This is a genomic window from Azonexus hydrophilus (assembly GCF_038368255.1).
Lineage (GTDB): Bacteria > Pseudomonadota > Gammaproteobacteria > Burkholderiales > Rhodocyclaceae > Azonexus > Azonexus hydrophilus.
On record NZ_CP151407.1, the window covers coordinates 215157 to 240555 of the forward strand.

The 25399-nt window shown below is 55.8% G+C and carries 38 protein-coding genes; 30 read left to right on the top strand and 8 right to left on the bottom strand.

What is annotated here, in order from left to right:
• Positions 1 to 109 precede the first annotated feature (109 nt).
• From AADV58_RS17740 to AADV58_RS17750, 3 genes are all read right to left on the bottom strand, one after another.
• Positions 110 to 2596 carry an adenosylcobalamin-dependent ribonucleoside-diphosphate reductase gene (locus AADV58_RS17740; protein ID WP_341744590.1) on the bottom strand — a complete coding sequence of 829 codons (2487 nt, stop codon included), beginning with the start codon at positions 2594 to 2596 and terminating at the stop codon, positions 110 to 112.
• A gap of 85 nt (positions 2597 to 2681) precedes the next feature.
• Entirely contained in the window at positions 2682 to 3041 is a 360-nt protein-coding gene (locus tag AADV58_RS17745; protein ID WP_341744591.1) for a hypothetical protein, read from the bottom strand.
• A 165-nt stretch (positions 3042 to 3206) separates the two neighbouring features.
• Entirely contained in the window at positions 3207 to 3470 is a 264-nt protein-coding gene (locus AADV58_RS17750; RefSeq protein WP_341744592.1) for a hypothetical protein, read from the bottom strand.
• A gap of 190 nt (positions 3471 to 3660) precedes the next feature.
• Between AADV58_RS17750 and AADV58_RS17755 the strand changes: the two genes are divergently transcribed.
• The 22 genes from AADV58_RS17755 to AADV58_RS17860 all read left to right on the top strand — a co-directional run bounded on the left by AADV58_RS17755 (position 3661) and on the right by AADV58_RS17860 (position 15046).
• On the top strand, positions 3661 to 4461 hold the full coding sequence (locus tag AADV58_RS17755) for a hypothetical protein (protein WP_341744593.1): 801 nt from the start codon (positions 3661 to 3663) through the stop codon (positions 4459 to 4461).
• 209 nt (positions 4462 to 4670) lie between these two features.
• Complete coding sequence (locus AADV58_RS17760) at positions 4671 to 5153, top strand: hypothetical protein (protein ID WP_341744594.1); 483 nt, start codon at positions 4671 to 4673, stop codon at positions 5151 to 5153.
• A gap of 144 nt (positions 5154 to 5297) precedes the next feature.
• Positions 5298 to 5711, top strand: a complete 414-nt coding sequence (locus AADV58_RS17765) for a hypothetical protein (protein WP_341744595.1) — start codon at positions 5298 to 5300, stop codon at positions 5709 to 5711.
• Between the two features lie 174 nt (positions 5712 to 5885).
• On the top strand, positions 5886 to 6323 hold the full coding sequence (locus AADV58_RS17770) for a hypothetical protein (RefSeq protein WP_341744596.1): 438 nt from the start codon (positions 5886 to 5888) through the stop codon (positions 6321 to 6323).
• A gap of 97 nt (positions 6324 to 6420) precedes the next feature.
• Positions 6421 to 6600 (top strand): hypothetical protein, encoded by a 180-nt coding sequence (locus AADV58_RS17775; RefSeq protein WP_341744597.1) that lies wholly within the window; start codon positions 6421 to 6423, stop codon positions 6598 to 6600.
• 29 nt (positions 6601 to 6629) lie between these two features.
• Entirely contained in the window at positions 6630 to 6800 is a 171-nt protein-coding gene (locus AADV58_RS17780) for a hypothetical protein (protein ID WP_341744598.1), read from the top strand.
• 231 nt (positions 6801 to 7031) lie between these two features.
• Positions 7032 to 7307, top strand: a complete 276-nt coding sequence (locus tag AADV58_RS17785) for a hypothetical protein (RefSeq protein ID WP_341744599.1) — start codon at positions 7032 to 7034, stop codon at positions 7305 to 7307.
• A gap of 114 nt (positions 7308 to 7421) precedes the next feature.
• Positions 7422 to 7820: a hypothetical protein gene (locus AADV58_RS17790; protein ID WP_341744600.1), complete on the top strand. Its 399-nt coding sequence runs from the start codon at positions 7422 to 7424 to the stop codon at positions 7818 to 7820.
• A gap of 494 nt (positions 7821 to 8314) precedes the next feature.
• Positions 8315 to 8989: a site-specific integrase gene (locus tag AADV58_RS17795; RefSeq protein WP_341744601.1), complete on the top strand. Its 675-nt coding sequence runs from the start codon at positions 8315 to 8317 to the stop codon at positions 8987 to 8989.
• 30 nt (positions 8990 to 9019) lie between these two features.
• Complete coding sequence (locus tag AADV58_RS17800; protein WP_341744602.1) at positions 9020 to 9238, top strand: hypothetical protein; 219 nt, start codon at positions 9020 to 9022, stop codon at positions 9236 to 9238.
• Between the two features lie 57 nt (positions 9239 to 9295).
• Positions 9296 to 9493, top strand: coding sequence for a hypothetical protein (locus tag AADV58_RS17805; protein WP_341744603.1), 198 nt, complete (start codon positions 9296 to 9298; stop codon positions 9491 to 9493).
• 23 nt (positions 9494 to 9516) lie between these two features.
• Positions 9517 to 9885 carry a hypothetical protein gene (locus AADV58_RS17810; protein WP_341744604.1) on the top strand — a complete coding sequence of 123 codons (369 nt, stop codon included), beginning with the start codon at positions 9517 to 9519 and terminating at the stop codon, positions 9883 to 9885.
• A 10-nt stretch (positions 9886 to 9895) separates the two neighbouring features.
• On the top strand, positions 9896 to 10084 hold the full coding sequence (locus tag AADV58_RS17815; RefSeq protein ID WP_341744605.1) for a hypothetical protein: 189 nt from the start codon (positions 9896 to 9898) through the stop codon (positions 10082 to 10084).
• Positions 10085 to 10099: 15 nt separating this feature from the next.
• Positions 10100 to 10594, top strand: coding sequence for a hypothetical protein (locus AADV58_RS17820; protein ID WP_341744606.1), 495 nt, complete (start codon positions 10100 to 10102; stop codon positions 10592 to 10594).
• A gap of 498 nt (positions 10595 to 11092) precedes the next feature.
• The gene (locus AADV58_RS17825) at positions 11093 to 12040 is read left to right on the top strand and encodes an ATP-binding protein (protein ID WP_341744607.1); all 948 of its coding nucleotides are present in this window, start codon (positions 11093 to 11095) and stop codon (positions 12038 to 12040) included.
• Positions 12041 to 12058: 18 nt separating this feature from the next.
• Positions 12059 to 12265, top strand: coding sequence for a hypothetical protein (locus AADV58_RS17830; protein WP_341744608.1), 207 nt, complete (start codon positions 12059 to 12061; stop codon positions 12263 to 12265).
• 538 nt (positions 12266 to 12803) lie between these two features.
• Positions 12804 to 13313 (top strand): hypothetical protein, encoded by a 510-nt coding sequence (locus AADV58_RS17835; protein WP_341744609.1) that lies wholly within the window; start codon positions 12804 to 12806, stop codon positions 13311 to 13313.
• A gap of 149 nt (positions 13314 to 13462) precedes the next feature.
• Positions 13463 to 14167 carry a hypothetical protein gene (locus tag AADV58_RS17840; RefSeq protein WP_341744610.1) on the top strand — a complete coding sequence of 235 codons (705 nt, stop codon included), beginning with the start codon at positions 13463 to 13465 and terminating at the stop codon, positions 14165 to 14167.
• A 28-nt stretch (positions 14168 to 14195) separates the two neighbouring features.
• Complete coding sequence (locus tag AADV58_RS17845) at positions 14196 to 14402, top strand: hypothetical protein (RefSeq protein ID WP_341744611.1); 207 nt, start codon at positions 14196 to 14198, stop codon at positions 14400 to 14402.
• A 55-nt stretch (positions 14403 to 14457) separates the two neighbouring features.
• Complete coding sequence (locus AADV58_RS17850; protein WP_341744612.1) at positions 14458 to 14595, top strand: hypothetical protein; 138 nt, start codon at positions 14458 to 14460, stop codon at positions 14593 to 14595.
• Positions 14596 to 14615: 20 nt separating this feature from the next.
• The gene (locus AADV58_RS17855) at positions 14616 to 14795 is read left to right on the top strand and encodes a hypothetical protein (RefSeq protein WP_341744613.1); all 180 of its coding nucleotides are present in this window, start codon (positions 14616 to 14618) and stop codon (positions 14793 to 14795) included.
• A gap of 20 nt (positions 14796 to 14815) precedes the next feature.
• A complete protein-coding gene (locus AADV58_RS17860) occupies positions 14816 to 15046 on the top strand; it encodes a hypothetical protein (RefSeq protein ID WP_341744614.1) in 231 nt (76 codons plus the stop codon).
• On the opposite strand, the gene AADV58_RS17865 is transcribed toward AADV58_RS17860, so the two are convergent.
• Both AADV58_RS17865 and AADV58_RS17870 read right to left on the bottom strand, forming a co-directional pair.
• Positions 15043 to 15531 (bottom strand): hypothetical protein, encoded by a 489-nt coding sequence (locus tag AADV58_RS17865; RefSeq protein ID WP_341744615.1) that lies wholly within the window; start codon positions 15529 to 15531, stop codon positions 15043 to 15045. The two genes, AADV58_RS17860 and AADV58_RS17865, sit on opposite strands and share 4 nt — an antisense overlap.
• Positions 15532 to 15645: 114 nt before the next feature.
• Positions 15646 to 16110: a hypothetical protein gene (locus tag AADV58_RS17870; protein ID WP_341744616.1), complete on the bottom strand. Its 465-nt coding sequence runs from the start codon at positions 16108 to 16110 to the stop codon at positions 15646 to 15648.
• 469 nt (positions 16111 to 16579) lie between these two features.
• Here AADV58_RS17870 and AADV58_RS17875 point away from each other — a divergent pair, with 469 nt between their 5' ends.
• Positions 16580 to 17365, top strand: coding sequence for a TSUP family transporter (locus tag AADV58_RS17875; protein ID WP_341744617.1), 786 nt, complete (start codon positions 16580 to 16582; stop codon positions 17363 to 17365).
• A gap of 3 nt (positions 17366 to 17368) precedes the next feature.
• Here AADV58_RS17875 and AADV58_RS17880 read toward each other — a convergent pair whose 3' ends face one another.
• Positions 17369 to 18208, bottom strand: a complete 840-nt coding sequence (locus tag AADV58_RS17880) for a hypothetical protein (protein ID WP_341744618.1) — start codon at positions 18206 to 18208, stop codon at positions 17369 to 17371.
• Between the two features lie 106 nt (positions 18209 to 18314).
• On the opposite strand from AADV58_RS17880, the gene AADV58_RS17885 reads away from it, so the two are divergent.
• The 6 genes from AADV58_RS17885 (at position 18315) to AADV58_RS17910 (ending at position 21545) form a co-directional block, all read left to right on the top strand.
• A complete protein-coding gene (locus AADV58_RS17885) occupies positions 18315 to 18974 on the top strand; it encodes a metalloregulator ArsR/SmtB family transcription factor (protein WP_341744619.1) in 660 nt (219 codons plus the stop codon).
• Positions 18975 to 19003: 29 nt separating this feature from the next.
• Entirely contained in the window at positions 19004 to 19444 is a 441-nt protein-coding gene (locus AADV58_RS17890) for a hypothetical protein (RefSeq protein WP_341744620.1), read from the top strand.
• Between the two features lie 29 nt (positions 19445 to 19473).
• A complete protein-coding gene (locus AADV58_RS17895; RefSeq protein WP_341744621.1) occupies positions 19474 to 19815 on the top strand; it encodes a DsrE/DsrF/TusD sulfur relay family protein in 342 nt (113 codons plus the stop codon).
• 38 nt (positions 19816 to 19853) lie between these two features.
• Positions 19854 to 20306, top strand: coding sequence for a rhodanese-like domain-containing protein (locus AADV58_RS17900; RefSeq protein ID WP_341744622.1), 453 nt, complete (start codon positions 19854 to 19856; stop codon positions 20304 to 20306).
• 8 nt (positions 20307 to 20314) lie between these two features.
• On the top strand, positions 20315 to 20899 hold the full coding sequence (locus tag AADV58_RS17905; RefSeq protein ID WP_341744623.1) for a class I SAM-dependent methyltransferase: 585 nt from the start codon (positions 20315 to 20317) through the stop codon (positions 20897 to 20899).
• A gap of 175 nt (positions 20900 to 21074) precedes the next feature.
• Positions 21075 to 21545 carry a 3'-5' exoribonuclease domain-containing protein gene (locus AADV58_RS17910; RefSeq protein ID WP_341744624.1) on the top strand — a complete coding sequence of 157 codons (471 nt, stop codon included), beginning with the start codon at positions 21075 to 21077 and terminating at the stop codon, positions 21543 to 21545.
• Between the two features lie 37 nt (positions 21546 to 21582).
• Here AADV58_RS17910 and AADV58_RS17915 read toward each other — a convergent pair whose 3' ends face one another.
• The gene (locus tag AADV58_RS17915; RefSeq protein ID WP_341744625.1) at positions 21583 to 21810 is read right to left on the bottom strand and encodes a hypothetical protein; all 228 of its coding nucleotides are present in this window, start codon (positions 21808 to 21810) and stop codon (positions 21583 to 21585) included.
• Between the two features lie 324 nt (positions 21811 to 22134).
• Positions 22135 to 22935, bottom strand: coding sequence for a hypothetical protein (locus AADV58_RS17920; RefSeq protein ID WP_341744626.1), 801 nt, complete (start codon positions 22933 to 22935; stop codon positions 22135 to 22137).
• Between the two features lie 180 nt (positions 22936 to 23115).
• On the opposite strand from AADV58_RS17920, the gene AADV58_RS17925 reads away from it, so the two are divergent.
• Positions 23116 to 25398: an ATP-binding protein gene (locus tag AADV58_RS17925; RefSeq protein ID WP_341744627.1), complete on the top strand. Its 2283-nt coding sequence runs from the start codon at positions 23116 to 23118 to the stop codon at positions 25396 to 25398.
• The last annotated feature ends 1 nt before the right edge of the window (position 25399 follow it).

Genomic DNA, 25399 nt, shown 5'->3' on the forward strand with positions numbered 1-25399 from the left:
AAACGAAAAAAGCCGCCGAACCCCAAAAGGGGAACGACGGCTTGGGTGCGAGGTAGAAACCACGCCATTTGAGGATTTTATAGCCGTTTTTGCGGCCATCCCCGTTGAATCAAGAGCAAGCTCCCTGAGCCCCGCAAGATTCGCAGCGTTCACATCCGTCTATTTTACGAACGGCATGCGCTCCGCACTCCTTGCAAGGCTTCCCCGAATACACCACAGCAGCATCGCTTTGCTCCGGTTGCTCGTAAGCTTCCGTCGCTTCAAGACACTCACCGCCGCAGTTATTCTTGGCCGCGTAGTCCCGTGCCAAAACATGCACCGGCACCTGACCACCGTCTGCGTCCAGGAAGCCCTTGCGGTGCAGGATCTGCTGGAAGGCATACCCCAACGCCGCCACTTCGGATTCGTGGTAACGCGGCACCTCGGTCTGATCCTCACGGATGTAAGACCCACAGCGCACCGGGCCATCGTCCCAGACCACCTCACGCATATCCGACAGCGCTTCGGCGACCGAACCACCCGTCCGCGCAACCAGAGACAGGCTGCGCATGTGAGCGGTGATCCATTGCTGAGACTTGTCCTTCTGGCCTGCCGGCATGAAGAACTCGATGGGCCGCTCGATGGTGACCTGCTTTCCGTTGATCGTCCCCGAGACCGTCTGGAAGGAAACAGCGATATACACCGTCTTCTTGCCCGTCTGAGTACCGTATTCGATCTTGGAAATCTTGGCATCCAACTCGCCGGCCGGGCGCTTGGCAAAGCGCTTGAACAGCGGGTCGTCATCATGGGCAGAAACCGGCGCCACCGTTGCAGCGGGCGCTGCAGGCTCCTTCGGCTCCACCGAGAGAACCGCCCCCAACACGCTATTCGGGCGGTAGGTGGCAATCCCCTTCAGGCCCATCTCCCAGGCACGCATATAAAGATTTTTGAAGTCTTCATACGGGTAGTCTTCGGGCACATTCACCGTCTTCGAAATTGCCGAATCGATGAACGGCGCCACGGCGGCCACCATTTCCGCATGGGAAATCGCGCTGATCTGTTGCGCATTGACGAACGACGCCGGGAGGTTTTCCGTGTCACCACCCATCATGCGATAGAGGCGGTGCGCGTAGTCTTCCACGACGTAGGTCTTCTTGCTGCCATCCAGCTCGATCTTCGTACGGTTGTACGTCCAGCTAAAAGCCGGCTCAATGCCGTTGGAGGCATTGTCGGCAAACGCCAGAGAAATCGTCCCGGTCGGCGCAATCGACAGCAGATGGCTATTGCGAATGCCATGCTTGCGAATTTCCTTGCGAATGCGTTCCGGCAGTCGCTTGGTGAATTCACCACCCTGGTCGAGATACTTCTTCGCATTGAACAGCGGGAAGGCCCCGAACTTCTGAGCCAAAACCACCGAGGTCATGTACGCAACATCACGCATGACTTCAGAGATTTTCCGAGCCATTTCCAAGCCTTCCGGCGAGTCATAGCGGATACCCAGCATGGTCAACGCATCACCCAGACCGAGGAAGCCCAGACCGATACGGCGCTTGTTCGCTGCCGACTCAGCTTGCTCCGGCAGCGGCCAGACCGTGTGATCCAGCACCTTGTCGAGCATTTCAACGCCGCGGGTAACCGCTTCGCTGAAAGAGCCGAAATCGAACATAGCCTTGTCGCTGAAAGCGTGGCGGACATGAACGGTCAGGTTGATGGACCCCAGGCAGCAGGCACCGTACGGCGGCAGCGGCTGTTCAGCACAAGGATTGGTGGCCTCGATCACTTCGCAGTAGTTGAGGTTGTTTTCCTTGTTCATCCGGTCGAGGAACAGGATGCCCGGTTCAGCGACTTCGTAGGTGGACTTCATGATCTTGTCCCACAGATCGCGGGCCTTGACCTTCTTGTACACCCACAACCCGTCAGCACGCTGATAGCAGCCCTGAAGCTCGTGATGCGGTTCGGCCGCATGAACGAGTTCCCAGTCTGCATCATCACGCACTGCCTCGATGAACGCGTCTGAGACACCCAGCGAGAGGTTGAAGTTGTTCAATGCGCCGGAAACCTGCTTGGCGCCAATGAACTCTTCGATGTCCGGATGGGAAATGTTGAGAATCCCCATCTGAGCACCACGACGCGCACCCGCCGATTCAACCGTCTCACAGGTGCGATCAAACACCCGCATGAAGCTGATCGGGCCGCTGGCGCGGCTATGCGTACCCTTGACGAGCGCGTTAGCCGGGCGGATTGCGGAGAAGTTGTAGCCAACCCCGCCACCACGGCGCATCGTTTCGGCGGACTGAGCCACCGCGTTGAAAATACCGACCTTGCCAGAACCGGCCGGGGCCGACATCGTGTCGTCGATCGGCTGCACGAAGCAGTTGATCAGCGTGGCTTCGAGATCCATGCCCGCTGCCGAGTTGATCCGGCCCGCCATCACCAGGCCCAGGTTTTCTTGGGCGTCGTAGTACAGGTCGGCCAACTCTTCCTTGTTTTCCATCTTCGACGCCAGCGTTTTGGCAACGCGACGACGTACGTCCTGGATCGACTCGCCTTCTTTGGCGTACTTCTCGTTCAGGGCGATGACAGAAATTTCTTGAGGTTCGATTTGCTTGAGTTCCATGTTTTTCTCCAAAAAGGAGGGAACTCACCCCGTTCGGGAGTGAGTCCCCGAAAGGGTTTAGATATGAATTGCGTTGATACGCACGTCAGGCAGCCGGAGCCACTTCGACATACGAGATAGACGCGACCTGGGCAAGCTTGGCCATGAAGGCACGGTCAAGCTCGGGTACGGATGCGTTATGAGGGGCGGTGATCCGCTGCTCGATGAGCAGCCCGTCGACTTCCAGAATCCCGGTGTACTGCTTGGTCGGGCGATCTTCGCCTTCCCCGATGGATTCCAGGAAGTCCTGAACAACCTGAACCGACGCTTCCTTCTCGCCGATATCCTGGTTGTCTTCTTCGGTGTAGAGACCTTCCTCCAGACCGGAGTTGATGTCTTCTACGTGCGCTTCCGCCATAGCAAGGCAACGCTTGATGGCTTCGATTTGCTGCTTGGTGAGATGCATGGTGTCGCTCCAAAAAAAATTGGGGACACCATGGACCCTGCGGGGTACATGAAGTCCCCATAGGGTGAATTGAAAGGCTGGGTTAGGTCCGAAGACCCCGGTGAATCCAGCTACCGGATCAGGCTTGCGCCAGAAACTCTCACCATTGTAGCGCATACGTCGCCGTTACGCCGCTGCCGCAATTACCGTTGCTACCGTTCCCTCGGCTTTCGAAAAGCTGCCGCACCACTGACCGCCCTTTGTTTCCGGCCAAAGCGTTTCCAGCTTGTGCTTCATATGGCCTTCCGCATCCCGATGACTTGTCCGGGCAATCAACTGCGGCGGATTGAACCAGCACTCCCCCGGCCAATTGTCAGCCGACACCTTAAAGCGGCTGTATTTGCCGACGTAGTGCCTTTTCCAATACTCACAGTTGTCGCAACGCTTCATCACCTACTCCGTGCACGAATTACCAGACAAGCGTACTTGCCAGCAGACGCCCCGGCGACTGACAAAAACAACGGTTTGTATCGACGCAAACTGCCGCCTCGGTTTCTTTCGGGGAAACGCAGGCTTTTGCCGGTGGATCACATAACTTGGCGATCGCTATGCTTTACGAAGTTTTTTTATGGAGCCCCCCGTGAACGCACCTTCGACCGATATGCTTACTCCGTTCGCCGATGACCAGACCAGCGAAGAGATCAATCTGACCTCCCGCGTGCACGGCATGTGGAACTATCAGGGCGACGATTTCGATGCTCTTTCCCTTGCAGCACGCTTGCCGGCTTCCGAGCGCGAAGCCGAGGTTGTGCTTGACATTGATCTCTCCGCCCTCGAAGAGGCTCGACCCTTCACAGCAGCGCGCCAAAGCCCTGTATCTAGGCAAGACCGTTCCTCGCTCTCTCTTTTCAGTGCAGACAAGGAAGGCACCCTTTTGGAAACACGCCACTGTCCAGAAAGTGATTTCCGTTCTTTTGAGTTCGGGATTTTTCTCAAGGCGCTTTACCTCTCAAAAAGCACCGTTGTCTCGATCCATGTCCTTTGCGACGACCCGGAATTTGCGGTTCGTCTCGCTGACCACGGAATCTATTCTTCGCTCCCGCCGCTTGATGATTCCGTTGCATCCCGGCTGAAAGACCGGGCGGAACAACGTGGCATCTGCTCACGCCTTAAATTCAACGCAGAGCAAACTGCCTCGCCGATCGTCTATCTCGGCCGAGAACACGCCCACCCTGCGGCTCTCGATGACACATTGGCTCAACTCTTCTCTTCAAAAGAGGAAGTCACGGTATTGCTACCGCTCTCTGACGCTCCCCAGGAGGCATCCGAGATGAAAGCATCGGTGACCCATACGGCTCAGACAAAACAGGCCTCAGTCTCCTTTTTCTCTATTGAAGAATGGGCTGTCGCAACGATTGTCTTGCCGCCTAAAAGGGTTTGATCAAGGCTATCGGCACATGAAATGAGGCTTTGCCAGGACGGTGAACCAAGTGTTCAGCTATGCTACACTTGGATTTCATATGGCGTATGCCAAGACAGGTAGCTGGTCTAACCTGGGTAACCCACCAAAACCAGCCACTAAACTTCAACCCAGTGGGGACTCATCCCCACAAGGGCATGGTGTCTCCGCGTATTTTCAGGAGATATTCCATGCACGAAAACAATATAGCCATAACGAAGGGAAATGCCTCGACTCACTCTGGGCAAGAACTTCGAATCAACGAAAAGATCGAACTTATCGTCCGTGGCTTTGATGGCAGTGGTAACGATACAGATGACTTGGTCATTGTGGTCGCCGCTGCAGACGAAGCAATCGTCGAACAGTTCATTGACGAAAATCAGCTAAGTTGGGCAATCATAGGTCTTTGTGAATTGCCTCCGAGTAGTAATGCGGATTTTGCATTACCCAGTGATGCTGACGCACTTAAATCTCGAATTGCGGATAAAGCGGCAAGGAATCCCATCGTACTGAAAGACTATCGTGTCAGTCTCCGTGACGAAACGGGAGTCCAAAGCCTTATTCACTTCGAGTGCAAAGCAGAAGAAGCTGATCACGCAAGTGAACAGGCAAAAAGTGCATACCCAAATGGGAAGGTGCTTCAGGTAAGACTGATCGCCGAGGGAAGTAACTAAGGGGCCAGTTTGCCCCTTTTCCCATTAGCAGGGCAAATCCGGTCGAAATCTGGCTGGAACATTCAAAAACCGCCCGAGGCGCAGACCGCCTCCGGGCGATGCGCCGAAGGCAAACAAGCCCATTCGGGCGGAAAAGGAACTTAAATGGCCACGAGTGTCCTGGTTATTCTAAAGTTGGCTGAGGAAAGCTATGCCGCAGATTCCAGCAGTGCCTACAACAAGGCAGAGGATGAAGCCCGGCGCTCCAACGCTTATCCGGTTGTCTATCCGGAGCCATTCAATTCGATTGGTTGTGGGTATGGACCCCTAAACGACTACGTGCGAAAGCAATGTAGCGCCGTTGCTTCTGAACTGGGGCTGGACTCGGACTTCTGCATTCAATCTGAGTTGCAGGTCACGTTGTACTGCGGAACCAAAGCAGACTATGCCAAGTTCGTCCAAACGCTTGGAGTGCGTTTGCAAGCAGTGAAAGGTTGGGTAATCAACTCTTCGCAGCTTTGGCCCGGCACCGATGTCACCGAAACGCCGCAAGGCGCATCCCGCAGTCCGGGCATGTGAGATCCTGAGTACGTTGCGGCCTAGAACACCAGACCAAGCAACGACCAGGAGTAGAAATCGTTACGAAAACCGGCCGGGAAACTGGCTCATCACATTAATCAATCGCCCACGGGGGAGTTCAATCGCCCCTTCCGGGCGAACTCCCTCCTTGGGCATCAAACAAGGAGAAGGAAAATGAAAGTGTTACAGCAAGCAAAGTATTTCCGTGTGAACTACTACATACCTGACGAGGAAAACTCAGATGGTTATGAAGACGCTGCGGATTTTTATTGCAAGGCATCTTCAGAGGTTGAGGCCGAAGAATCTCTTTTGAAAGTTACCCCAGAAGCCGAGGGCGTAACCACAGAAGAAGTTTCCGAAGCCGAATATCTTGAAAATGCAGCCGATGATTTGGAGTCGAGTTCGACCCTGAAAATGGCACCAAGCATCGGTCAATGGGCCACCTGGACGCCCAGAAATCCCATGTGTTCGAGTGTGACTGGCGAGGTCTTAGCTCTTGATGGCGGCACTGTCGTGTTGCTTCCGGAGGCTTCCGCCGGCCAGCAGCCAAGGCCGCTTCACCGGAGTCTTGCTACAGGCAGTCTTGCCGCAGCGAGCGCTCCGGCGCAATAGCCGGGAGAAATAGCGCATTACGACAACAACGCCCCTGCGGATCAGCTTTCCCGCAAGGGACTGATGGCGCAACGGGGCTTCTTTTAGGAGAAGCAAAATGCTTAAAACAAACGGTATGTCCGTGTCCTCGCAAATTCTTTTGCGGGAATTCGGAGAGCACCAAGCAGCCATCGCATATGCGGAAAAGATTGCACGCAACTCGCAACTTTCCAACCCAGCGATGTCTGCCGAATACAGTGACTGCGTGCGCGAACTACGTTCCGCAATGCCGGCCTGATAAATAGCGTTACGAAAAAGGAAATCGATATGAGCAGTCGTCGAAGTGACGAACTCGTTTCAATGTTGAATAGTCTCGGCTTTTACAGCGAGGACTGTGTCAATTACACCAACGGTGAGAAGACTGTGGTGCGAGATGGTGGCGATCTTGTCGGAACCACCATCGAGCAACTCGCAGACAGCCCATCACCGGGTATGTGACAAATGACGTTACGAAAGTGACGACTCGACCCGCCTTGGCCTCTGGCCTTGGCGGGTTTCCTTCGACCACGGGAAAAGTTTTTCTATACCGCGGTGGAGGAACAAACCAACCGTACGACGGCCAGGTAGGAAAACTGGCCTGACACATTAAACAACTGCCACGATGGGATTCACCTCCCATCTGGGGAAGGTGTCTCTGGGAAATAGCGTATTCCGAGAAAGGAAAAAACCGTGAACTACGGACAATCGCAAGCCGTTATGGTGCTCGCAGGTGAGCGCATGGGGTATCCAATGGCAAACGCAGGCAATGCGCGCGCCGTTCTCGAAGGCAAGCCGGTGCACGTGATGTTCGGCGCCGCCATCGAGAAGGAAGCCACTGAGCTGCACAACAAAATTCGGACGCAGGCCGACTTGGTCAATCAGGCCAACAAGCACTGCACCGACTTGATCGCCGAGTATCACTTGGCAGAAAAGCCGCAAGGCACATCCCACAGGCCGGGGATGTGACAAATAGCCTGTTCCAAGGTGGCGACGCCGAGGAAAACTGGCTCGTTACATTCAAAACCCAAGCGGGGATACCCATCCCCGCCAGGGGATGCTCCGCGATTCAAGGAGAAAATCATGGGCATTCGCTCAATGAACTACATTGTGCTGAAGCCGGGCATCAGGCTCTCCGAGGCTGTCCGCAAGTACCTAAACAAGGACACGGCTGAAATCGTGACCGATGAACGGGGAACGATGGTGGTGTATGAGAGCAACTTCACGCCGATGTGGGCACGAGACGGGCGTGGTGAGCAATGCACGCTGGACTTGGAAGAAGAGATCGCAGTCCACCGCTTTCTCGGTTCGCTTCCGGTCGATTCGTTCTACATGAAGCGTGCCGGTGAGCAGTGTGACCACCGTGGCAAGTGGGAAGACCACGATTTTCAGAACTGTAGTTCCGTACTGGAAATTGAGGGCGCCTACCTAACCCAAGCCGAAACGGCTGCGGTTTGTGACTACGTGCTGGATCGCGGTTAAACCGAGAGAATCGCGTTACGAGATAGGCCGGGCAACCGGCCGCCAATCAAACAATCGCCCAAGGGTACAATAAGCCCTTTGGGCGACGTACTCCGGCATCAGGAGATAAAGATGGATAAGGTACTTTTCCAGCAAATCGAGGCCGCATTGCAACACGCTTCCCAGTCGGAGCACCACCCGCACTGTGGCCTGCTGAAACAAAAGAGCAACCACTGCGACTGCCACGTTCAGAAGTGCAAGGATGCACTGGGCGCTCTCCGGAAGGCGCCTGCCGCACAAGCGAGCTAGGCAACCAATCTTTCAAACTCGAACCCGCCCTGGCCTTCTGGCCTCGGCGGGTTTTTTCGTTGACGGTGCCGGCTCTCGTAACGAAAAGTCTTTCCGAGGATGCTGCTTGTTGGGCGGCTCCATGATGTTGTACTCTTGTCGGGCGATCTGCATGTCATTCGATCGTAACTGCGCGCATTTTTAATCGCGTTACGAGGACCATCCAAATGACCAAGCGTGCAGCGGCCCTCCTTCCCTCCCAGCTTCGCCACCTGATGCGCGTCACTGAAGCCACTAGCCGCCATCCAGAGCGAGACGTTCTTGTTTTGTGGCTCAGTTTTGGTTGCGGTATGCGAGTTACTGAGATCGCCCGGCTGACGGTCGCTGACGTGCTTCTGCCATCCGGTCTATTGCGCACCGAAATCAGCCTCCGTGCTGAGATCACGAAGGGGTGCCGGCAGCGCCTGGCGTACCTGACCAATCCAAAGCTGATCGCCGCAATGGATCGCTACATCGAATGGCGTCTGTCCAAGCGGTTCGGCTGCTCGCTCGATGGACGCCAATATCGCGGCTTGATGCCAAGGGCGCGCCTCATTCTGACCTGGAAGGGTGGGCCTTATGAACTCAATCGCAAGAGAGCGCGCAATACAGCCGGCGAAGTCGTTGAATACCTGGCCGCTGACAGTCTGCAGAGCTACATCAAGGGGCTGTATCGAGCGGCCGGGCTGCCGCTTTGCTCAAGCCACAGCGGTCGGCGCACATTTGCCTCGCGGCTACTTGCCGCGGGGCAGTCGCTTACGGACATTCAATCGTTAATGGGACACTCCGACCTGGACCACCTTGAGCCGTACCTGCCCGTCTTCGATGACACGCTTCGCAAAATGTTTGAGGCGGTGCTATGATCGGTGCTATCTCGCACCACGGAAGATTGCATGACAGATACAGACAATGGCCAAAAGCTCCGCGCACTAATCGAAGCCGCCGGCATGACTCAGCTCAATGCGCTCGATGCGTTCAATAAACGCCAGGCTCGCCCGCTATCGGTTTCCCAGTGGAAGGCCTATCTCGCTGCGCCAGAAAGTGCTCGTCGCTCGCCCTGCCCCGATGCGGTATTGAAACGGGCGCGAAAATTGTTTGAAAACGCTTCTTGACATGGTGCGATTTCGCACCTAAAATAGAGCCAGATTAAACGAATCAAGGAAAAGGCCATGACCAACTTGCGTAAAGCGCTGAATGACCACAGTAAAGCAACCCGAGACATCGAGCTTACCGAGGCGGCAATTGGAATCCTTGAGTCCGTGACAGGAATGGAGTCGGTCATCAAAACCCTGAAGAAGAAACAGCATGGGCAGCTTCGTCGCATTGACGCTGCTGCAATCAAACTTGGCGCCCCATACGGGGCCTGATGGATCGGAAAAGGAACAGAGACATGCCGGGACGCTGCACACTCTATGCGCCAGTTGATGCCAATGGGCGCTTTCGGTTTGCCCAGTTGAGCCAGAAAAAGAAAGGTATCCAGCTTACCGAATCGGAGAAGAAGTACGAGAGGCTAACGGTCAAGGCGGTATTGCTGACTCTCTCCCAGGACGCCGACCCTCTGCCGGTGGATGGTGATGACGATTGGGCAGCCAAGCACACCGGCTGGATTATCCAGAATCCTGACGATTCGCTCTGGATGGATACCTTAGCGCCGAGCGAAGCCGAGACGCGTGCCTGGTGGGGAGATGCCGAACGTGCGGCAAAACGCGAGGCCCTAGGCTTCAAGGTCGTCCGTGTTCAACTCGAAGTCGCTGCCTAGGAAAAGCGCTATGTCGACTGCTCGCAAGATTTTCGCAAAAAACTGGGCTAGGAGTTTTGCTGCGGGCTTGGTTGAGAATGCCGAACCCGCATGGCAGCAGGAACAATCTGGCCTAACTGATGAAGAGCTTGCGATTGCCCAGAACGAGTTACAGAAAATTGCGGCCAAGATTCAAGCAACCGTCACTTCGACAGACTGACAAGGAACAGGGATCATGAGCCTACTCGATACCATCCGAATTGATTGCAGCAAGCAGGACTTGCAGGCTGTCCCGCAATACAAGGGGTGGCTGGAACAGGTCAAGAGCTACATTGCTGGTCGAATTGACCAGAGCGCACGGCTGCGAATGTACGCCTATGAGTGTGGGGCAATGACCTACATCGCCCTCGACCTGTTCTGTGCAAATTCCGAAAAGGATGTCACAACCACGATTTCAATCACACCAGGGGAAGCAACGCTGAGGCTCCCGGTTCATGAGCAATTGGAGTTGTCGCTTCCTGGAATTGTTGAGGTTCTTGGTTTCGTGGGGGCTATTCTGCCAAGCGCAAATGCGGCCTCCGGTGAAGTTCAATTATTGCCGTGGATTCATCCGGCCAAGGTATATCCAGTCGGCATCGCGCAAGACCTTGAGCGCGAGCTTATGGCATGGCGCGAGCGTTTCCCCCAATACAAATACCGCCCGCAGGATGACTGCGTGGTATTGGTCTAATATGACTTCCTCTTGTTCAAGTCAATCAGCGGGTTGGCATAACGGACTTGAGAATTGAGCATGTCAAATTCTCAAAACCCTAGAACTTCCTACCCCGTGGAGGCGGCCCAGCCACCGTCTGTCGCGTCAGTGGACAAGTCCCTAGCGAAAGGAGCGAATGATGGCCTGGAGAACCTGGAGCGTTGGCGCAATCGATGAGCATGGGCAGACATTCGCCTTCATCGTTTCCGCATGCGATCGTGACGATGCACTGAACGAAGCAGGCCCCGACCTGCGCGGTCTGCGCGTTACTGCGGTCACCCCCCTCTGATTGGCCGGGAAAAGATCATGGACACATCCTCCGCCGAGATTTGCGCCATGTGCGGTGCCCCGTCGCCTCATTTGGAGGTTGTCGGCGGCCACTGGATTTGCATGGGTTGCAAGCCGGAAGCTATTCAACAACACCACGAAATGCTTCGCGATCTCGAAGCAGACGAATAGGACGAAAAAGAGAACGAAATGGCTAAATGGCAAGAAGTTCTGGCGCTGGCACGCTACGCACTGGAGAACAACCGGGATCAGGTGGTCAATATCTGCCGGTGCATCATCTCCAATGAGCCGGACAGTTCCTCCCTGAAGTATCAACTGAATCGCTTGCTGTCTCGTGCGCCGAGCATGATGGCGTTCCAGGAGCTTCTACCGAAAGACCTCAAGGGTCTCGTTCTGGCGATGGAGCCTGGAATGACGCTGGCTGATACCGAGTTGCCAGTTTCAGTCCAGGCTCAAGTGGAAATTTTCCTTGAAGAGCGGGCGCATGCCGAAGCCATTCATGCCGCTGGACTGGCTGTCCCGCACAAAGTCCTGCTCTCTGGCCCACCGGGGAACGGAAAGACCACTTTGGCCGGGGCGATTGCGAAGGAATTGACTCTGCCACTCTTCGTTGTGGACTTCAGCGAGGTTGTTTCCAGTTACCTCGGCGAGTCAGGTTCGAAGTTCGCCAAGATTTTCCGGGGGGCTGTCGAGAAGCCCTGTGTGCTCTTCCTGGATGAGATGGAGACAGTGCTTTCTGAACGAGCCGGTCATGGAAACTCTACCGAAGTCGGCGAAATGAAGCGCATCGTCTCCACGTTGCTGATGGAAATAGACCGCCTGCCGGATCATGTCATCCTGGTCGGTGCGACCAACCATGAAGAAATGCTAGACCGGGCTGTGGTACGCCGCTTCGATTTCTACTGGGAGTTGCCAAGGCCGGATGAGGACATGGTGCAAAGCTGGCTCCGGCGCTTTGCTAAACGCTATCCGGATATCCCTATCCTTACCGCAATGCCTGCCATCGCAGCAGACGGCAAGTCTCTCTCCGACATCGAGCGCGATGTGAAGAAATGGTGCCGGCGGTGGATCGTAGAGCAGGCTGCACGACGGCCCGCAGGTAAGACCAGTCCGCAGCCGGAATTGGTGCTTCAGTAACCAAGGAAAAGGATTTTTATGCCCAAGCCCCTAGCAAATATTGAGCATTGGAGCGGCGCCAAGATCCTGATGGAGTCCTCAGCGCCTGAACTTGGGCTCGCCACTCTCAATATTCGGCACGATGACATCGCGATCAGTCTAACGCTTGCCCTCGATGAGTTGCAATTACAGGCGCTGCGCGACGGCGCCGATAAGGCGCTCGCATTGATTGCGGCGAGCAAGTAACCAGAAAATCGACAGTCATGACTTGTACACGAATAGTCGGCCGCGGACTCCCAGGGATCATTTGCTTGACGCCCGAGTTTAAGCCTGGCGATCAGGCGCCCGAAGGTTATTTGGCGTGGCATGAATGGGCAGAGGTTCAACACAACGCTGGCCTGCGACAAAAGGAGTGTGGTCGGTGCGGCAAGTGGAAGTATCCGCAGGAGCTGAGCAGCCAGATTGATCGGTATGAGGCGAAAAGCCGAAAAGGTCCGGTAACTGTTGAAGTGCCGGTTTGTCTGAAGTGCGCCGAAGCTGGCGAATCAAGCTTTTAAGGGAACAATGATGATGCCGTGGCTATTTCTGTCCCTACGTCTTACTGCCGAATTCGTGGCCAATGCACTGATTCCACTCCTGCTATTTGTCAGCTTGCTTGGGGCGGTTGGGATTTTGGAGTCCTATGTGGCGCCCCAGCTATTGGACATACTTCCGTTGGATCGATGGCCGCAGCCGACTCGTTTTCTGTACCAACTGATACATTGATCGCCAAGGGAAAGTGACTATGAAACGCGAACCGCTTCCAACCGTCGAGCAATTGGCAGAAGAAATCCGCCATGTCGACTTATCGCGGCTTAAGAACCGACTTGCCGGCAAATCGCTGGTGGACTTTGAACATTGCCTGATTGAAATCCTGGGCGAGCTTTTCGAGCGTCAGCGCGGTTTCTCGGAAGCAATGGCGGAGTTGGCTCAGAACACCAGGGAGGAAACGAAAGTGCTTGCGTTCATGCACGCGTACAACGTTCATGAGCATGAGCGTGGCGAGTTTCTTCGGCGATTTGCAAACTTCTCGCCCATCGGTCGATATTTCGGCGCATTACTAAACCGTCTATCTGACCTGGAAGACAAGCAGCATGACAGTGGAAAGCCGGTCACTGTGTCACATGCTCGTCAACTGGTTGCAATCATCAATACGCAGTTGGAGCGCATGACCAATCAGGCGAACCGCCGTAACGAAAAGTTGGACCAGCAATGGAATTTGATGGTCAACAAGTCAGCCGACACACCGGCATAAGGAAAGGACGAAAACTGATCATGGGCGTGCGGGCAGAAAAGGAATATCAACTGGGCATGCCTTCAGCCTGAAATAAGAGAAACTGACCAGAAAGCTATCCTGTGCGGCCCCTTCTCATTCCCCCTCCTGAAAATCGAGTACCTGCCGGCATGTACACGGATCTCCGCGCCTGGCTATTGGAAAACGATCCGGACGCCCAGCAAATGCTCGAATGGTCGTCCCGTCTGGTGGGAGCGCCTGAATCACCCGAGAAGATGGCATCTGAAGTGATTTGGATCATTCTCTGCGCCGGTCGAAGCGCACAAGCGGCGCGGACCATCGAAAAGAAGGTGTGGGCTGCAATCTTCGACAGAAGGCCTGTCGTCGAGGCCTTCGGTTACCGGGCGAAGGCGCAGGCCATCGAGCGGGCCTGGCGGGAACGGGTATCGGACTTTGCAGCACTGCAGAAGGTGCTGGCCACAGCGAGCGCAGAGCAACTGGTCGAGTGGTGCGGATCTCTCCCGTTTGTCGGCGACGACACCAAGTTCCAGCTCGCCAAGAATTTCGGTGCGTCCGTTCCGAAGCCCGATATATGGATTTCGCGCCTCGCAGGATTTCCAGACCGGCCGCGGCGGAGCGTTAAACTCCGGTTCCCAGCCTGCATGGCGCTTTGCAGCTACTTGGGCGAGGCAGCCGGGGATAGTATCGCTACGGTGGATAGTTTGCTCTGGCTTGCCTGCAACAAAGGCATCCTGGTTGTCAGCCCGGAGGCTGGACCGGTAATTTTCTCTCCCCGGGCGATTACGCAGCGTTCTATTATGGAAGCGGCCGAAGAAACCAAACCAGTCGGGCAGCAGTTGAGTTTGCTGGACTGAACGAACCACGATGAATGAGTCCAATCCCATGACCTCAGAACAGTTTCGAGCCTATCAAGCGGAGCTTGGCGGTCTAACTCATGGCGCAACCGCGACTCTCCTGGGCGTTTCCGAGGTCACGGTCAAGCGGTACGCCACCGGCCACCTGATCCCTGAGCAAACAGCCAAGCTTTTGCGGGCACTGGTTCTGCTACGTCGCTTGAAGAAGATGGACAAGCTCATGCAAATGGCTTGACAGCGTATCAGGGTGATACTATAATCGAGCCATATTGAACGAATCGGAAAAGAACATGAAAGCACAGCGCACCTATAAATTCCGCACCAAAGCGAATGGCACTGTGACCATCCGCGAACACACGTTCGACGATGCGATGGAGGCATTTCTACGGCAGGGCTACCTCGAAACCGACATCGTCGAAATCTGCTGACAAGGAAAAGGACGGCGTGGATGACTGGTCTGGAGCGTGATGCGGTCAAGCAAGCTATTCGCCATATTGCCGGTGACGAAGGCAAGGGCGGACAGTGGAGTTTTGAGAAAGGCATGGAGCTGCTGAAAGTCTTGGCGTCCGAAAACCAGGGGCGGGTGGCAAGGCTCCGTGAGATGCTTGCTAGCGTCGCCAACCAATAGAATCAGGAAGGAGCCCTGTAATGGGTCAAGTTATTGAAATTGCTGGCTGGGCAGAAAAGAAAGTACAAGCGGTGGCCGATACCCCTCCGTTGGAATGCCCTCAGTGTGGCACCAATTGTGCTGCCATCAATGTCGAAGCTGACGGCACGACGGCATATCGCTGCAAAGGGAATGGCCATCGCGCTATTGCGTGGCGCATTGACGCGGATGGCTCGATGTTGCGTGGGCTTGTCGGCAAGCGCTACTACTAACCAAGGAAAAGGACAGACACATGCAACCGATGCACGCGAAGATCAAGCACACCAGCCGCTGCCCGTGCTGCAAGAGCAACTACAGCCGTGGCGGCAAGGCGTCCAAGCAGCAGGCTAAAAGCGCCGCACGGCAGGCCGGAAAAACTGAAACCCGCCGCGCCATCAACGAATAACCGGGAAAAGGAAACGCGATGTGCTGTGCCGAACTCAAGAACCTTGACCTTGGCCGACCGATAACTTCGGCGGACATCGTTGACCGTGATGTTTTTCCTTTGCGCGAGGATGACGAAGGCGTGCATTGCTATATTTGCCATGGCGGCCATGGTGGGATTGAGCATCTTGAGCCGCTGACGGTTAGTACGGGTGTTTTCACGCTGAAAGTGAAATGCGATATGGATTCGCCGGTTTGGGTGTGTTTGGAGCATATCCCGTTTTTCACCAAAGAATTCGAGGCGTTTTCGCCGGAGGTCCAGCAGCAGCTCCACGACCTTCGGCGCCTCCGGGATTCAAACTGACCACCAAGGAAAAGGATAGACCCAGTGAAAGCGCACCAACTCGCCAGGCTTCTTCTGAAAATGCCCAATATCGAGGTTGGCTACTCACACGCGGACAACTCGAATCATGAGGTGGCTGGGGCGTGCTGCGATGTCACCTTGCTCGTCAAGTCCGAAATTGACACCACGCAACTTGATCGCGACGGCCTGTCTATGTACGACAGCCTGCCCGAGCGCATCGTCGTGATTCACGGATAACCAGGAAAAGGAAACGCGATGTGCTGTGCCGAACTCAAGAACCTTGACCTTGGCCGACCGATAACTTCGGCGGACATCGTTGACCGTGATGTTTTTCCTTTGCGCGAGGATGACGAAGGCGTGCATTGCTATATTTGCCATGGCGGCCATGGTGGGATTGAGCATCTTGAGCCGCTGACGGTTAGTACGGGTGTTTTCACGCTGAAAGTGAAATGCGATATGGATTCGCCGGTTTGGGTGTGTTTGGAGCATATCCCGTTTTTCACCAAAGAATTCGAGGCGTTTTCGCCGGAGGTCCAGCAGCAGCTCCACGACCTTCGGCGCCTCCGGGATTCAAACTGACCACCAAGGAAAAGAGCATGAGCCTTGACCACGAAGTAAGTTCAGCAATCCTGATGTTTTCTGACAATAGTCTCTTGAAAAAAAATTTAGAGTCTTGAAATCGTTATGAACCAATCACTTGGTTCATAACGCCGTTAGGCGGTGGTTAACTCCATCACCTGAAAGTGGTGGCTTAGACAACTACTCGATCTCAATGGCAGCTTATAGCACGCATGGCTGAACTGGCGCTGCCGGCCAGAAGCGGTAGTTGCCAGTCGCCGGTAAGGCGACGTTCGCAGGTCTGCTCGACTCCGAAACCGGCGGGAGCGGCTAAGGAAGGAACTCGGCCAAAGCCGCTGTATGGAGGAAGAGTTGTCGATGACAGCTTTCCACAAAATTCCGGACAGCCCCCTCGCATGCTCGTTGTTGTGGAAAACCTGCACACTGCTACCATCGAGCTATGGAATACATCATCGTTTGCGCCGCCGCACTGCTCGCTTCCGGACTGACCCTGTTTTCGGGCTTCGGGCTCGGCACGCTGCTGATGCCGGTTTTCGCCCTGTTCTTCCCTGTCGAGGCGGCCATCGCCATGACTGCAGTCGTGCACCTGGCCAACAACCTGTTCAAAATCGGATTGGTCGCCCGCGACGCCGAATGGCGCATCGTCATCCGCTTCGGCATCCCGGCAACCCTGGCCGCCCTGCTGGGCGCTGGCTTGCTGACCATGTTCTCGGGCATGGAGAGCCTCTTCGAATACGAACTGGGCAGCCAGACAAGAGAAATCACGCCGGTCAAACTGATGATCGGACTACTGATCACCGGCTTCGTTGCGCTCGAACTCTCTCCTCGTTTTGCCCGGCTGGCCCTGCCGCCATCCTGGATACCACTGGGCGGCTTACTTTCAGGATTCTTCGGCGGCCTTTCCGGCAACCAGGGCGCCCTCCGCTCCGCCTTCCTGATCAAAGCCGGGCTATCAAAAGAAGCCTTCGTCGGCACCAGTGCCGTGTGCGCAGTCATGGTCGATGCTGTCCGCCTAAGCATCTATTGGGCAGCTTTCCACGCCAGCGGTTGGAAAGTCCTGCAAGGCGACGAAGGAAACCTGGTCCTGGCGGCAAGCCTGTCGGCTTTCCTCGGCGCCTACTTCGGCAAGAAGTTATTGAAGAAAGTCACGCTGCGTACCGTCGAACTGAGCGTTGCCGGCATGATGGGCCTGATTGGGATCGCGCTGCTTACCGGCCTGCTCTGAGTATCAACGCCCCCAGCGATAAACCTCCACCTGGCGCTTCATCTCGCCTTCTTCCTGTTCTATCGTCTCGGCTGTCGAGTCCGTGACGCATTTGACCGCTTCTTCATCGGCGGCCGGCGGCTGTGCTTCCGGCGTTTGCCGAGGCGACGGTGAGGGCGGCGATTTGCCATCCCAGGCAAAGGGATTCCTGAAGGCCGGCGGATCAGGCAGGCAATCGAGGGTGTAACTGGGCGGCCAGCCGGTTTCGTAGGGCATGAACGAAATCGTCCGCTCGAATATCAGGGGCTTGCCCGTTGGTGTGGGCGGCAAAGGCGGCAGGGACTTGATCGCCTTCCAGGCGCGTTCAGAGGCGGTTTTCGAGGTCGACCACAACTCGGTGGCATTCGCCAACGTACCGTCAGGCGCAATCTCGATCCGGAAACGCACCATGCCCTGCTCCGGCCCCTCGACCGCCGTTCCCATCATGCTCCGTACCTGCTGCCCCCAGTTGTGGCGATAGCGCTTGCTGTTCTTCAGCTTGTAGGTCGAAGCCAGTTGCCATTCCTCGGCACTGGGTGGCGCCGGGGCCGCCAGCGATGCAGGGGTCCCGGCTGATACGGCAGCTGGCGCCGCAGATGCCATAACCGCTTTATTTTCACGCGGTGATGGCGTAGGTACCTCAGGTTTGTCGCGCTCAGCCGGAGGCGGCGCAGGCAATTCCTGAACATCCTTCCGGAATTGAGCGTCAATCCGGATTTCGATGGTTTCCGGGCTCTTCGCAATCTTTAATGCCTCGACCTGCCATCCCGTGATCAGGGTGACATGCAGTACCAGCGACAGCAGGAATGGAATACTCGATTTCATGTGCACGACTTCATTTCAAGCAGCGCCGTGCATGGTTGATTCCGCGAAAAAATTCCAACATAGCATTGATGTTTACAAACATTCCAAGAATCGTTAGATTGTAATTATGAAACCGACCATTACCAAGTCCTACCTCTACGAACACGTTGCCCGTATCGGCAAGGCGATTTCCAGCCCCAAGCGCCTAGAACTCATCGAACTGCTTGCGCAGGGCGAGAAGACCGTCGAGACCCTGGCCGAACAGGCTCGCATCGACATGCGCTTGGCCAGCGCGCATTTGCGTGCACTCCGCGAAGCGCGTCTGGTCGAAACCCGCCGTGAAGGCAAGTTCATCCACTACCGCCTGAGCGGCCCGGATGTCGCCCAGTTGTGGGTCAATGTCCGGGAAGTGGCCGAAGAACACCTCGTCGAACTGCGGGTAGCACTCGACCAGATGGCGGCCTCGCCTGATTCCCTGTCATCGGAAAGCCGTGAGAGCCTGCTGACCAAAGCGCGCAGCGGCGACATCGTGGTCATTGATGTTCGTCCAGAAGCGGAATACGTCGCCGGACACCTGCCATTTGCCCGTTCGCTCCCCCTGGCGGAATTGGAGAAGCGATTGGCTGACCTGCCTGCTGGCAAGGAAATCGTTGCCTACTGCCGTGGCCCCTTCTGCCTGATGTCCGACGAAGCCGTGAAGCTGCTGCGCCAGCGCGGCTACACCGCCCACAAGATTACCGATGGCGTCAGCGAATGGCGTGCTGGCGGCCTGCCCATCGAGAACTGAAGTTATACCCACAATAGAGGAGACAACTCGTGAAGCATTTATCCATCTTCGCCCTGTGCGGCGCCCTGGCCTTCTCGGCCTTGGCGGCTGATGTATCGATGGCGGTTCCCGGCGCCGAGACTGCCAATGGTCAGAAGGTACTGACTTTCATCGCCAAGGACCCACCGGGTCAGCGTTGCAACGGCAACCTCCAGGTCGCTGCCGAGGTCGCCAATACCTACCGTGTCCCCATCCAGTTGCTGCCTTCCAGCTTGGCTCCCGGACTGCCGGCGCCGGCAGTCTTCTACGGTACCCAGCTCATCGTTGCCGATGGCAAGGATTTCAATGGGGCCGCCAGCTACCAAATCGTTGCTGACGTGCTCGACATGGAGAGCGTGCCGAAGCAGGCCAAGTCGGGTCTGCTTTTCCAGGATGGGGTACGCAAGGATTTCGATGCGCTAAAGGCCACCATCAAGGCCGGGGGCAAGTAGCTTTCTCAATCACGCACAAGGAGCCCACCATGAATACGCTGTTCATCCTTAACGATGCGCCATATGGCTCGGAACGCAGCTACAACGCCCTGCGCCTGGCTCGTCAGCTCGGAAAGATGGAGGGAGAGACAGTACGCGTATTCCTGATGGGCGACGCGGTCGCCTGCGCCAAGAGCGGCCAGAAGGTGCCCGAGGGCTACTACAACGCCGGAGACATGGTGCGCATGCTCGGCGGTGAGGTGGGTCTCTGCGGCACCTGCGTGGACGCACGCGGCATCGGGGTTGAGCAGGCGGTCGAAGGGGCTCGCCGCAGCACTTTGAAAGAATTGGCCGAATGGACAGCCACCGCCGACAAGGTGCTGGTGTTCTGATTTTCCAAAGCAAGACAACAACCCCAAGAGGAGACAAGATGTCATTCAAACTACTGCGTGCTGCTACGCTAGCACTCGCCTTCGTCACGGCCCCTGTCATGGCCAATGAGGACACGGTCAAGGCCATGGAGGAGTATCTGGACTTCGTGGATTACGGCGGTGCCACCATCTTCCCGGAGCAGATTCCCAAGGAAGACTGGAAGCGGTTCTACGTTATCGACGCCCGGGATGAAGACCAGTACGCCAAGGAACATATTCCAGGTGCAGTGAATATCGAATGGCGCCAGGTGCTGGCCAAGCGCGGCAGCATCCCGAAGGACAAACCGGTGCTCATCTATTGCAACACGGGCAGCCTGTCCGCCCAAGCCGGCTTTGCATTGCGCATCGCCGGCTACGACAACCTGCGTATCCTGCAAGGCGGTTTTGCCGAGTGGAAGGCCAAGGGCGGCCTTGATGCCGCTGCCAAGATCACCGGCCAAGCGAAGCACTGAGGGACAACATGAAGGGGCGTGAAAGCGGCATGCCGGACGAGGCCTACTGGGCCTCGTTTTTTCGGCCAGAGGAGATTCTCGACCGGCTGCTGGTGATCCAAGAGGGCTGCTACAACCTGGTCGAATTCGGCTGCGGTTATGGCACCTTCAGTCTGCCGGCGGCAAAGCGCATACGAGGTATCGTCACCGCGCTCGACATCGAACCAGTGATGGTTGAGTTGGTGGCTGAACGCGCCAGGGCGGATGGCCTGCTCAATGTGCGAACCGAACTGCGTGACTTTGTCGAGCATGGCACAGGCGTACCCGACGGCTCGCAGGGGCACGCGATGCTCTTCAACCTGCTGCATATCGAAGACCCGCTGGCCCTCCTGCGTGAAGCCTATCGAACGCTTCGACCGGGTGCCATTCTCTCGGTGATTCACTGGCGAAGTGATAGAGAGACGCCTCGCGGACCACCACTGGACATTCGGCCCAAGCCCGAACACTGCGCTGCCTGGCTAGCAGAGGCCGGGTTTGATTCGGTGGTTCATGTGGACTTGGGGCCAAGTGCCCCGTACCACTTTGGCTTGCTAGCGCAGAGGCCAATGGCTTGAGATGCAGTTAATAACTCAATTGCGGTCGCTCAGATGAGATAGCTGGAACGTCCGCGGCCGAAGAACTGCCAGATGTCTGCATCTGATTAGCATCTTCCAATGGAGGCCCATATTGACTGCCGTCATGATTAGGTGGAATGTGTAACCACACTGCTCATTCTCCGCAGGCCTTTGCATGCTCCTTTTCTTCGACACCGAATTTACGGATCTATGTCCTGACTGCCGACTGATTTCGATCGGTCTGGTATCCGAAGATGGCAGGGAGTTTTATGCCGAGCTCACGGACACTTGGAGGCCAAACGACACCAGTGACTTCGTGCATGAGACAGTCATCCCCCTGCTTCAAGGCGAATCATGCCAACGAACTTGGCAAGAACTATCCCTCCAACTGAAAGACTGGATCGAGTCCTTGGAAACTTCCGTTACCTTGGCCACAGACTCATTGGCCTGGGACTGGCCTTGGATACCTCGGCTATTCAACACGCCCGATATGTGGCCGAGAAATCTGGCGTCTCGCCCCGAAATTCTGAGGTTGGATGAAGAATTCTACGCAGCCACTGAAATCGCATTTGCTACCGGTCTGCGTGAGCACCATGCGCTGGACGATGCCAAGGCCAACCGGCTGGCCTGGATGGCTCTGAAGTAAGTGTTTCCGACTGACTACCTTCGCTGGGGTAGTCTGCTCATATGACCAAGTACCCAACATATGCTAGTTCCAGATCCAGCTCGACAAAACATCCCCTTCGCTGGCGGGTATGGCCGTCTTCCTCTGTGAAGAGGTGGTCTTCATCGATTACACCATCGTCGTCGACGACAACAGGTAGGCAGAAAACCGGATGAGTGTAATGATGGCGCTTGATCACGATACAGAGAAGGCCGTCTGGCGGTTTCTTGCCTTGCTGGGTGATCATTACAACATGGCCGGCGCTATCCTATGGTAGCCGGGCACGAGGGACACATCTCCGGCCCCGGTCCCATGCCGCGGCCTTGTCAGCCTCCTTGAGTAGGCGGCGTATCCTGCAAGGCCACGCCGGGTTATTTGGCGCGCAATTGCATCTGTTCATGATGGAAATTCCCAGTTAAGACTGGTACGAAAACCGGTGCAGACTCACAGTCATCCAGAAGTCAACGGGGTCATGGATGCTGGCCATTTTACAACTTAGTCCCCGGGCGACAATGTTTGTCCCCCGGGGACTTCGTTTTTGTGCTGAACTTTGACTTTTGAAATCTGGGGTTTAGACGATTACCCGGCCTCTGTCTCCAAAGCCAATAGGTTTCGCTTCCATGTTGGCCAAGTCTTCAATGAGCCATTTTCGGCAATTAAAGAATCCTTGTGAAGACTGAAGCCAAGCACCGCGCTCGCGCTCAAGCCAGCCACGGGCAAACGCATCACCTGCATGGAATCCGCTGTTTATCGCCCGAACCCAATCTGCTTTGGGGAAAATAGCGGCATGGATGTTTAGTTCGCCAAACCCAGCATCGCTGACATACCCCTTGGCCGGTTTGCCGTCTGGCAGCTTGAATTCAAAGACGTATCCAGTGCCACGATGGCCTTGGCTTCCTGGTTCTGCACCTGGCCAGCGATTGTCGTCTACGCGAAGTGAGAAAAGCTTCTGGCGAATACCCTCGTTGACTGTGAGCACCATGAGGTTTCTCCACGCCTTATCGCGTTGCGAGCGGTACTCTATGTCGTACCCGGAATCCGGCATTGTCGATATCAGATCAGGGCAATCATCCAACCATTCGAAGCGAAATTCATCGCTCGCTAGTTGGTAGCCAAATTCGCTTAGCCTAGCCTCAAACCGTTCGTTGTCGAGCAAGAGAATGCTTGGGTCGCTGGCTTGGCCAGGAAGCGTGGCAATTAGGGATGCATGCGTTCGAAAATTCAACGCAGCTGCCATGGCTTCAGTCAGGTGGGAAGAGCGAATGTCTGGAAGGTCCTTGCGGAGAGACTTCTTGAGCGCAGCAAGGGACGGCTCTGCAAGAGCAATTGCAGTCATGGTGTGGCCTTCAATCAAAAGCGGGTCGACGTCCACCGATTACGCATCAACCTGTTGATCAAAGGTCATGCATTACTTGCTGCGCGTCTGTTTTAACCCGGTGGCAGGTTGGGCTCAGACAGCCCTGCCAAAATCGTACACTAGAGTTAGGGCCCCAGCAAGCGGTTTATGAGAAAGTGCATAATGTTCGGCCATCGCCTTTCTGCTTGACTTGATATGAACATCCCATTCCTGGGGCTGGCTGGCGGCTTGTCCCGACGAATCTATGCCGCTTTCCTTATTGCCGCTGTCGTACCTACGGCATTGGCGGGTGCCATTGGCGTCTATCTATCGCTGACTGCCCTGAAAAACGAGACACTCCGCAATCTCGACCAGGAGGTGACAGTCCGCTCTCAGGGGATCGGACGCTTTTTCGAACAGCTTTCCTCTGAACTCCTCTATCTGGCCAATACCCGAGGGCTGGTCGATTTGACGGCAGCACGCCAGTCTGGCGACAAATGGTTGCTTGATGCAGCAACCAAGCGCCTGGAGCGGGATTACGCGGCGCTTGCCAGTCTTTATCCGCACATCTACCAGATTCGTCTGCTGACTGCGCTTGGGGATGAATGGATTCGTGTCGATCGCAAACCCGCCGGGGTCTACGTCGTGCCCCGCTCTGAGCTTCAACCAAAGGGTGATCGCTACTACTTCAAGGATGCGATGAACGCTGGTGTCGGACAGATCTATGTGTCCCCACTCGATTTAAACGTGGAGTTTGGGCAGGTTGAAAAACCTGAGCGCCCGGTGATTCGCGTGGCAACTCCTGTGGTCGGAACAACCGGTGAAAAGATAGGCGTGCTGATCATCAACCTGCATGCAGACATTCTGCTTGAACAGATCCAGCAAATGGCAGATGCGAGGCAGGGGACCGCCTACCTGCTGGACAATCAGGGGCATTATGTCAGCCGCTCTGCCGGCAGTAGCCAAGGCGCATTTTCGATGGAGCCGATCGAACGGCTGCTTGAGATATTCCCGGCAAGCATCACGCGAAATCTAGCTGAGCATGGTGTTTCTCCTGTACTGGATGACGGCTGGATCGTGGCGCATGCGCCGATCGATTTCGCACCACAGGCCATTGAGGAGACGTCTCGCGGGAGATGGCGTATCGCGCTGGCATTTCCAGAGCGGGAGCTTTTTCTGGCAGTTGTTAACCTATACCTGCTTTATGTCGTGCTTCTGGTTGCATTGCTGATTACGGCCATTGGTGGTTATGCTCTATCGAGGCATTTGCTGCGACCACTAGAAGCTTTGTCCAGGGAGACAGACGCAATTGCCAGCGGTGATTTCACTCGCCAGGTTGTTCCTGTCGGCAATGATGAGATCGCCGCCCTCGGTACCAAGTTCAACAGCATGGCCAGGCGTCTGCATGAGAGTTCATTGGCCATCAATGCGCATCGTGAACGCCTTGAAGCGGAGGTAAGGGAGAGAACGAGAGAGCTTGAGCGAGAACGTGCCTCGCTAGAGGCTGTCATTGAAAATACCGCTGAAGGGATACTGGCCATTGGCCGGGATGGCGTCATTCATTTGCTCAATCCAGCTGCTAGAGGTCTGTTTGCCCAAACCACTGCGCTGCCTGATATCGGCAGTTCAATCGAGACGTATTGGCCGCAATGGCGAGCAATCGCGACAGATGCTTCCGACGGAGGCTTGCGTTGTGATGTCGAACTAAAAAACCAGATTGTTTCTTTGGCAGTAACGCCCACGACTGACGGATTCATCGTTGTGGCACGGGATGTCAGCCTCGAGCGGGCAATTCTGGACGAGCGTCGCGAACTCGATCGCCAGATGTTCCAGATGGAGAAGTTGACCACGCTCGGCGAACTGGCGATGGGACTGGCGCATGAAATCGGAAATCCACTCGCCGGGATGAAGGCGGTCGCGCAAGCCATGCAGTACGAAGAAGATATCCCCCCAGACCTGATCGAAGCCTTGAAGCGTATGGAAAGTGAGATTGATCGTCTCTCGGGTTTTCTCCGTAGCTTCCATGGCTTTGCTGCTCCACAAGCGATTCAGCCGGAGGCGTGCAAGCTGGAGTTGATTCTGGAGGACGTCTTGTTCTGGACGCGTAAGGATGCCCGTAGCCAGGGGATTGATTTCACCTTGAGTGGATTCGGTGATCTCCCCCCGGTGGCCGCCGATCCGCATCAACTGAAGCAGGTGTTTCTCAACCTCCTGGTGAATGCCGTTCATGCTATGCCTTCAGGCGGCACGGTGAGCTTGCATGCTGCCACCAAGGGAAAGTGCGCCTGCATCGACATACGGGACACTGGCGTCGGAATGAGCGTTGAAACCCAGAGCCGGATTTTTGAACCATTTTTCACCACGCGCAGAGAGGGCACGGGGTTGGGCCTGGCTATCGTTCGCAAAATCATTGAACAGCATGGCGGTAGCATTGAAGTTGCCAGTCAGCCAGGGCATGGAACATGCTTCACATTGACTTGGCCGTTTGCCTGGAGGTGAG

Excerpts from the sequence above, each read along its gene's own strand:
- AADV58_RS17740 (WP_341744590.1), bottom strand. The coding sequence starts at position 2,596 with ATGGAACTCAAGCAAATCGAACCTCAAGAAATTTCTGTCATCGCCCTG.
- AADV58_RS17810 (WP_341744604.1), top strand. The coding sequence starts at position 9,517 with ATGCCGGGACGCTGCACACTCTATGCGCCAGTTGATGCCAATGGGCGC.
- AADV58_RS17860 (WP_341744614.1), top strand. The coding sequence starts at position 14,816 with ATGGGTCAAGTTATTGAAATTGCTGGCTGGGCAGAAAAGAAAGTACAA.
- AADV58_RS17805 (WP_341744603.1), top strand. The coding sequence starts at position 9,296 with ATGACCAACTTGCGTAAAGCGCTGAATGACCACAGTAAAGCAACCCGA.
- AADV58_RS17905 (WP_341744623.1), top strand. The coding sequence starts at position 20,315 with ATGAAGGGGCGTGAAAGCGGCATGCCGGACGAGGCCTACTGGGCCTCG.
- AADV58_RS17915 (WP_341744625.1), bottom strand. The coding sequence starts at position 21,810 with ATGATCACCCAGCAAGGCAAGAAACCGCCAGACGGCCTTCTCTGTATC.
- AADV58_RS17745 (WP_341744591.1), bottom strand. The coding sequence starts at position 3,041 with ATGCATCTCACCAAGCAGCAAATCGAAGCCATCAAGCGTTGCCTTGCT.
- AADV58_RS17840 (WP_341744610.1), top strand. The coding sequence starts at position 13,463 with ATGTACACGGATCTCCGCGCCTGGCTATTGGAAAACGATCCGGACGCC.
- AADV58_RS17750 (WP_341744592.1), bottom strand. The coding sequence starts at position 3,470 with ATGAAGCGTTGCGACAACTGTGAGTATTGGAAAAGGCACTACGTCGGC.
- AADV58_RS17765 (WP_341744595.1), top strand. The coding sequence starts at position 5,298 with ATGGCCACGAGTGTCCTGGTTATTCTAAAGTTGGCTGAGGAAAGCTAT.
- AADV58_RS17895 (WP_341744621.1), top strand. The coding sequence starts at position 19,474 with ATGAATACGCTGTTCATCCTTAACGATGCGCCATATGGCTCGGAACGC.
- AADV58_RS17775 (WP_341744597.1), top strand. The coding sequence starts at position 6,421 with ATGCTTAAAACAAACGGTATGTCCGTGTCCTCGCAAATTCTTTTGCGG.
- AADV58_RS17880 (WP_341744618.1), bottom strand. The coding sequence starts at position 18,208 with ATGAAATCGAGTATTCCATTCCTGCTGTCGCTGGTACTGCATGTCACC.
- AADV58_RS17830 (WP_341744608.1), top strand. The coding sequence starts at position 12,059 with ATGCCCAAGCCCCTAGCAAATATTGAGCATTGGAGCGGCGCCAAGATC.
- AADV58_RS17760 (WP_341744594.1), top strand. The coding sequence starts at position 4,671 with ATGCACGAAAACAATATAGCCATAACGAAGGGAAATGCCTCGACTCAC.
- AADV58_RS17790 (WP_341744600.1), top strand. The coding sequence starts at position 7,422 with ATGGGCATTCGCTCAATGAACTACATTGTGCTGAAGCCGGGCATCAGG.
- AADV58_RS17780 (WP_341744598.1), top strand. The coding sequence starts at position 6,630 with ATGAGCAGTCGTCGAAGTGACGAACTCGTTTCAATGTTGAATAGTCTC.
- AADV58_RS17770 (WP_341744596.1), top strand. The coding sequence starts at position 5,886 with ATGAAAGTGTTACAGCAAGCAAAGTATTTCCGTGTGAACTACTACATA.
- AADV58_RS17795 (WP_341744601.1), top strand. The coding sequence starts at position 8,315 with ATGACCAAGCGTGCAGCGGCCCTCCTTCCCTCCCAGCTTCGCCACCTG.
- AADV58_RS17855 (WP_341744613.1), top strand. The coding sequence starts at position 14,616 with ATGACTGGTCTGGAGCGTGATGCGGTCAAGCAAGCTATTCGCCATATT.
- AADV58_RS17850 (WP_341744612.1), top strand. The coding sequence starts at position 14,458 with ATGAAAGCACAGCGCACCTATAAATTCCGCACCAAAGCGAATGGCACT.
- AADV58_RS17815 (WP_341744605.1), top strand. The coding sequence starts at position 9,896 with ATGTCGACTGCTCGCAAGATTTTCGCAAAAAACTGGGCTAGGAGTTTT.
- AADV58_RS17800 (WP_341744602.1), top strand. The coding sequence starts at position 9,020 with ATGACAGATACAGACAATGGCCAAAAGCTCCGCGCACTAATCGAAGCC.
- AADV58_RS17875 (WP_341744617.1), top strand. The coding sequence starts at position 16,580 with ATGGAATACATCATCGTTTGCGCCGCCGCACTGCTCGCTTCCGGACTG.
- AADV58_RS17845 (WP_341744611.1), top strand. The coding sequence starts at position 14,196 with ATGACCTCAGAACAGTTTCGAGCCTATCAAGCGGAGCTTGGCGGTCTA.
- AADV58_RS17910 (WP_341744624.1), top strand. The coding sequence starts at position 21,075 with ATGCTCCTTTTCTTCGACACCGAATTTACGGATCTATGTCCTGACTGC.
- AADV58_RS17835 (WP_341744609.1), top strand. The coding sequence starts at position 12,804 with ATGAAACGCGAACCGCTTCCAACCGTCGAGCAATTGGCAGAAGAAATC.
- AADV58_RS17820 (WP_341744606.1), top strand. The coding sequence starts at position 10,100 with ATGAGCCTACTCGATACCATCCGAATTGATTGCAGCAAGCAGGACTTG.
- AADV58_RS17900 (WP_341744622.1), top strand. The coding sequence starts at position 19,854 with ATGTCATTCAAACTACTGCGTGCTGCTACGCTAGCACTCGCCTTCGTC.
- AADV58_RS17825 (WP_341744607.1), top strand. The coding sequence starts at position 11,093 with ATGGCTAAATGGCAAGAAGTTCTGGCGCTGGCACGCTACGCACTGGAG.
- AADV58_RS17885 (WP_341744619.1), top strand. The coding sequence starts at position 18,315 with ATGAAACCGACCATTACCAAGTCCTACCTCTACGAACACGTTGCCCGT.
- AADV58_RS17925 (WP_341744627.1), top strand. The coding sequence starts at position 23,116 with ATGAACATCCCATTCCTGGGGCTGGCTGGCGGCTTGTCCCGACGAATC.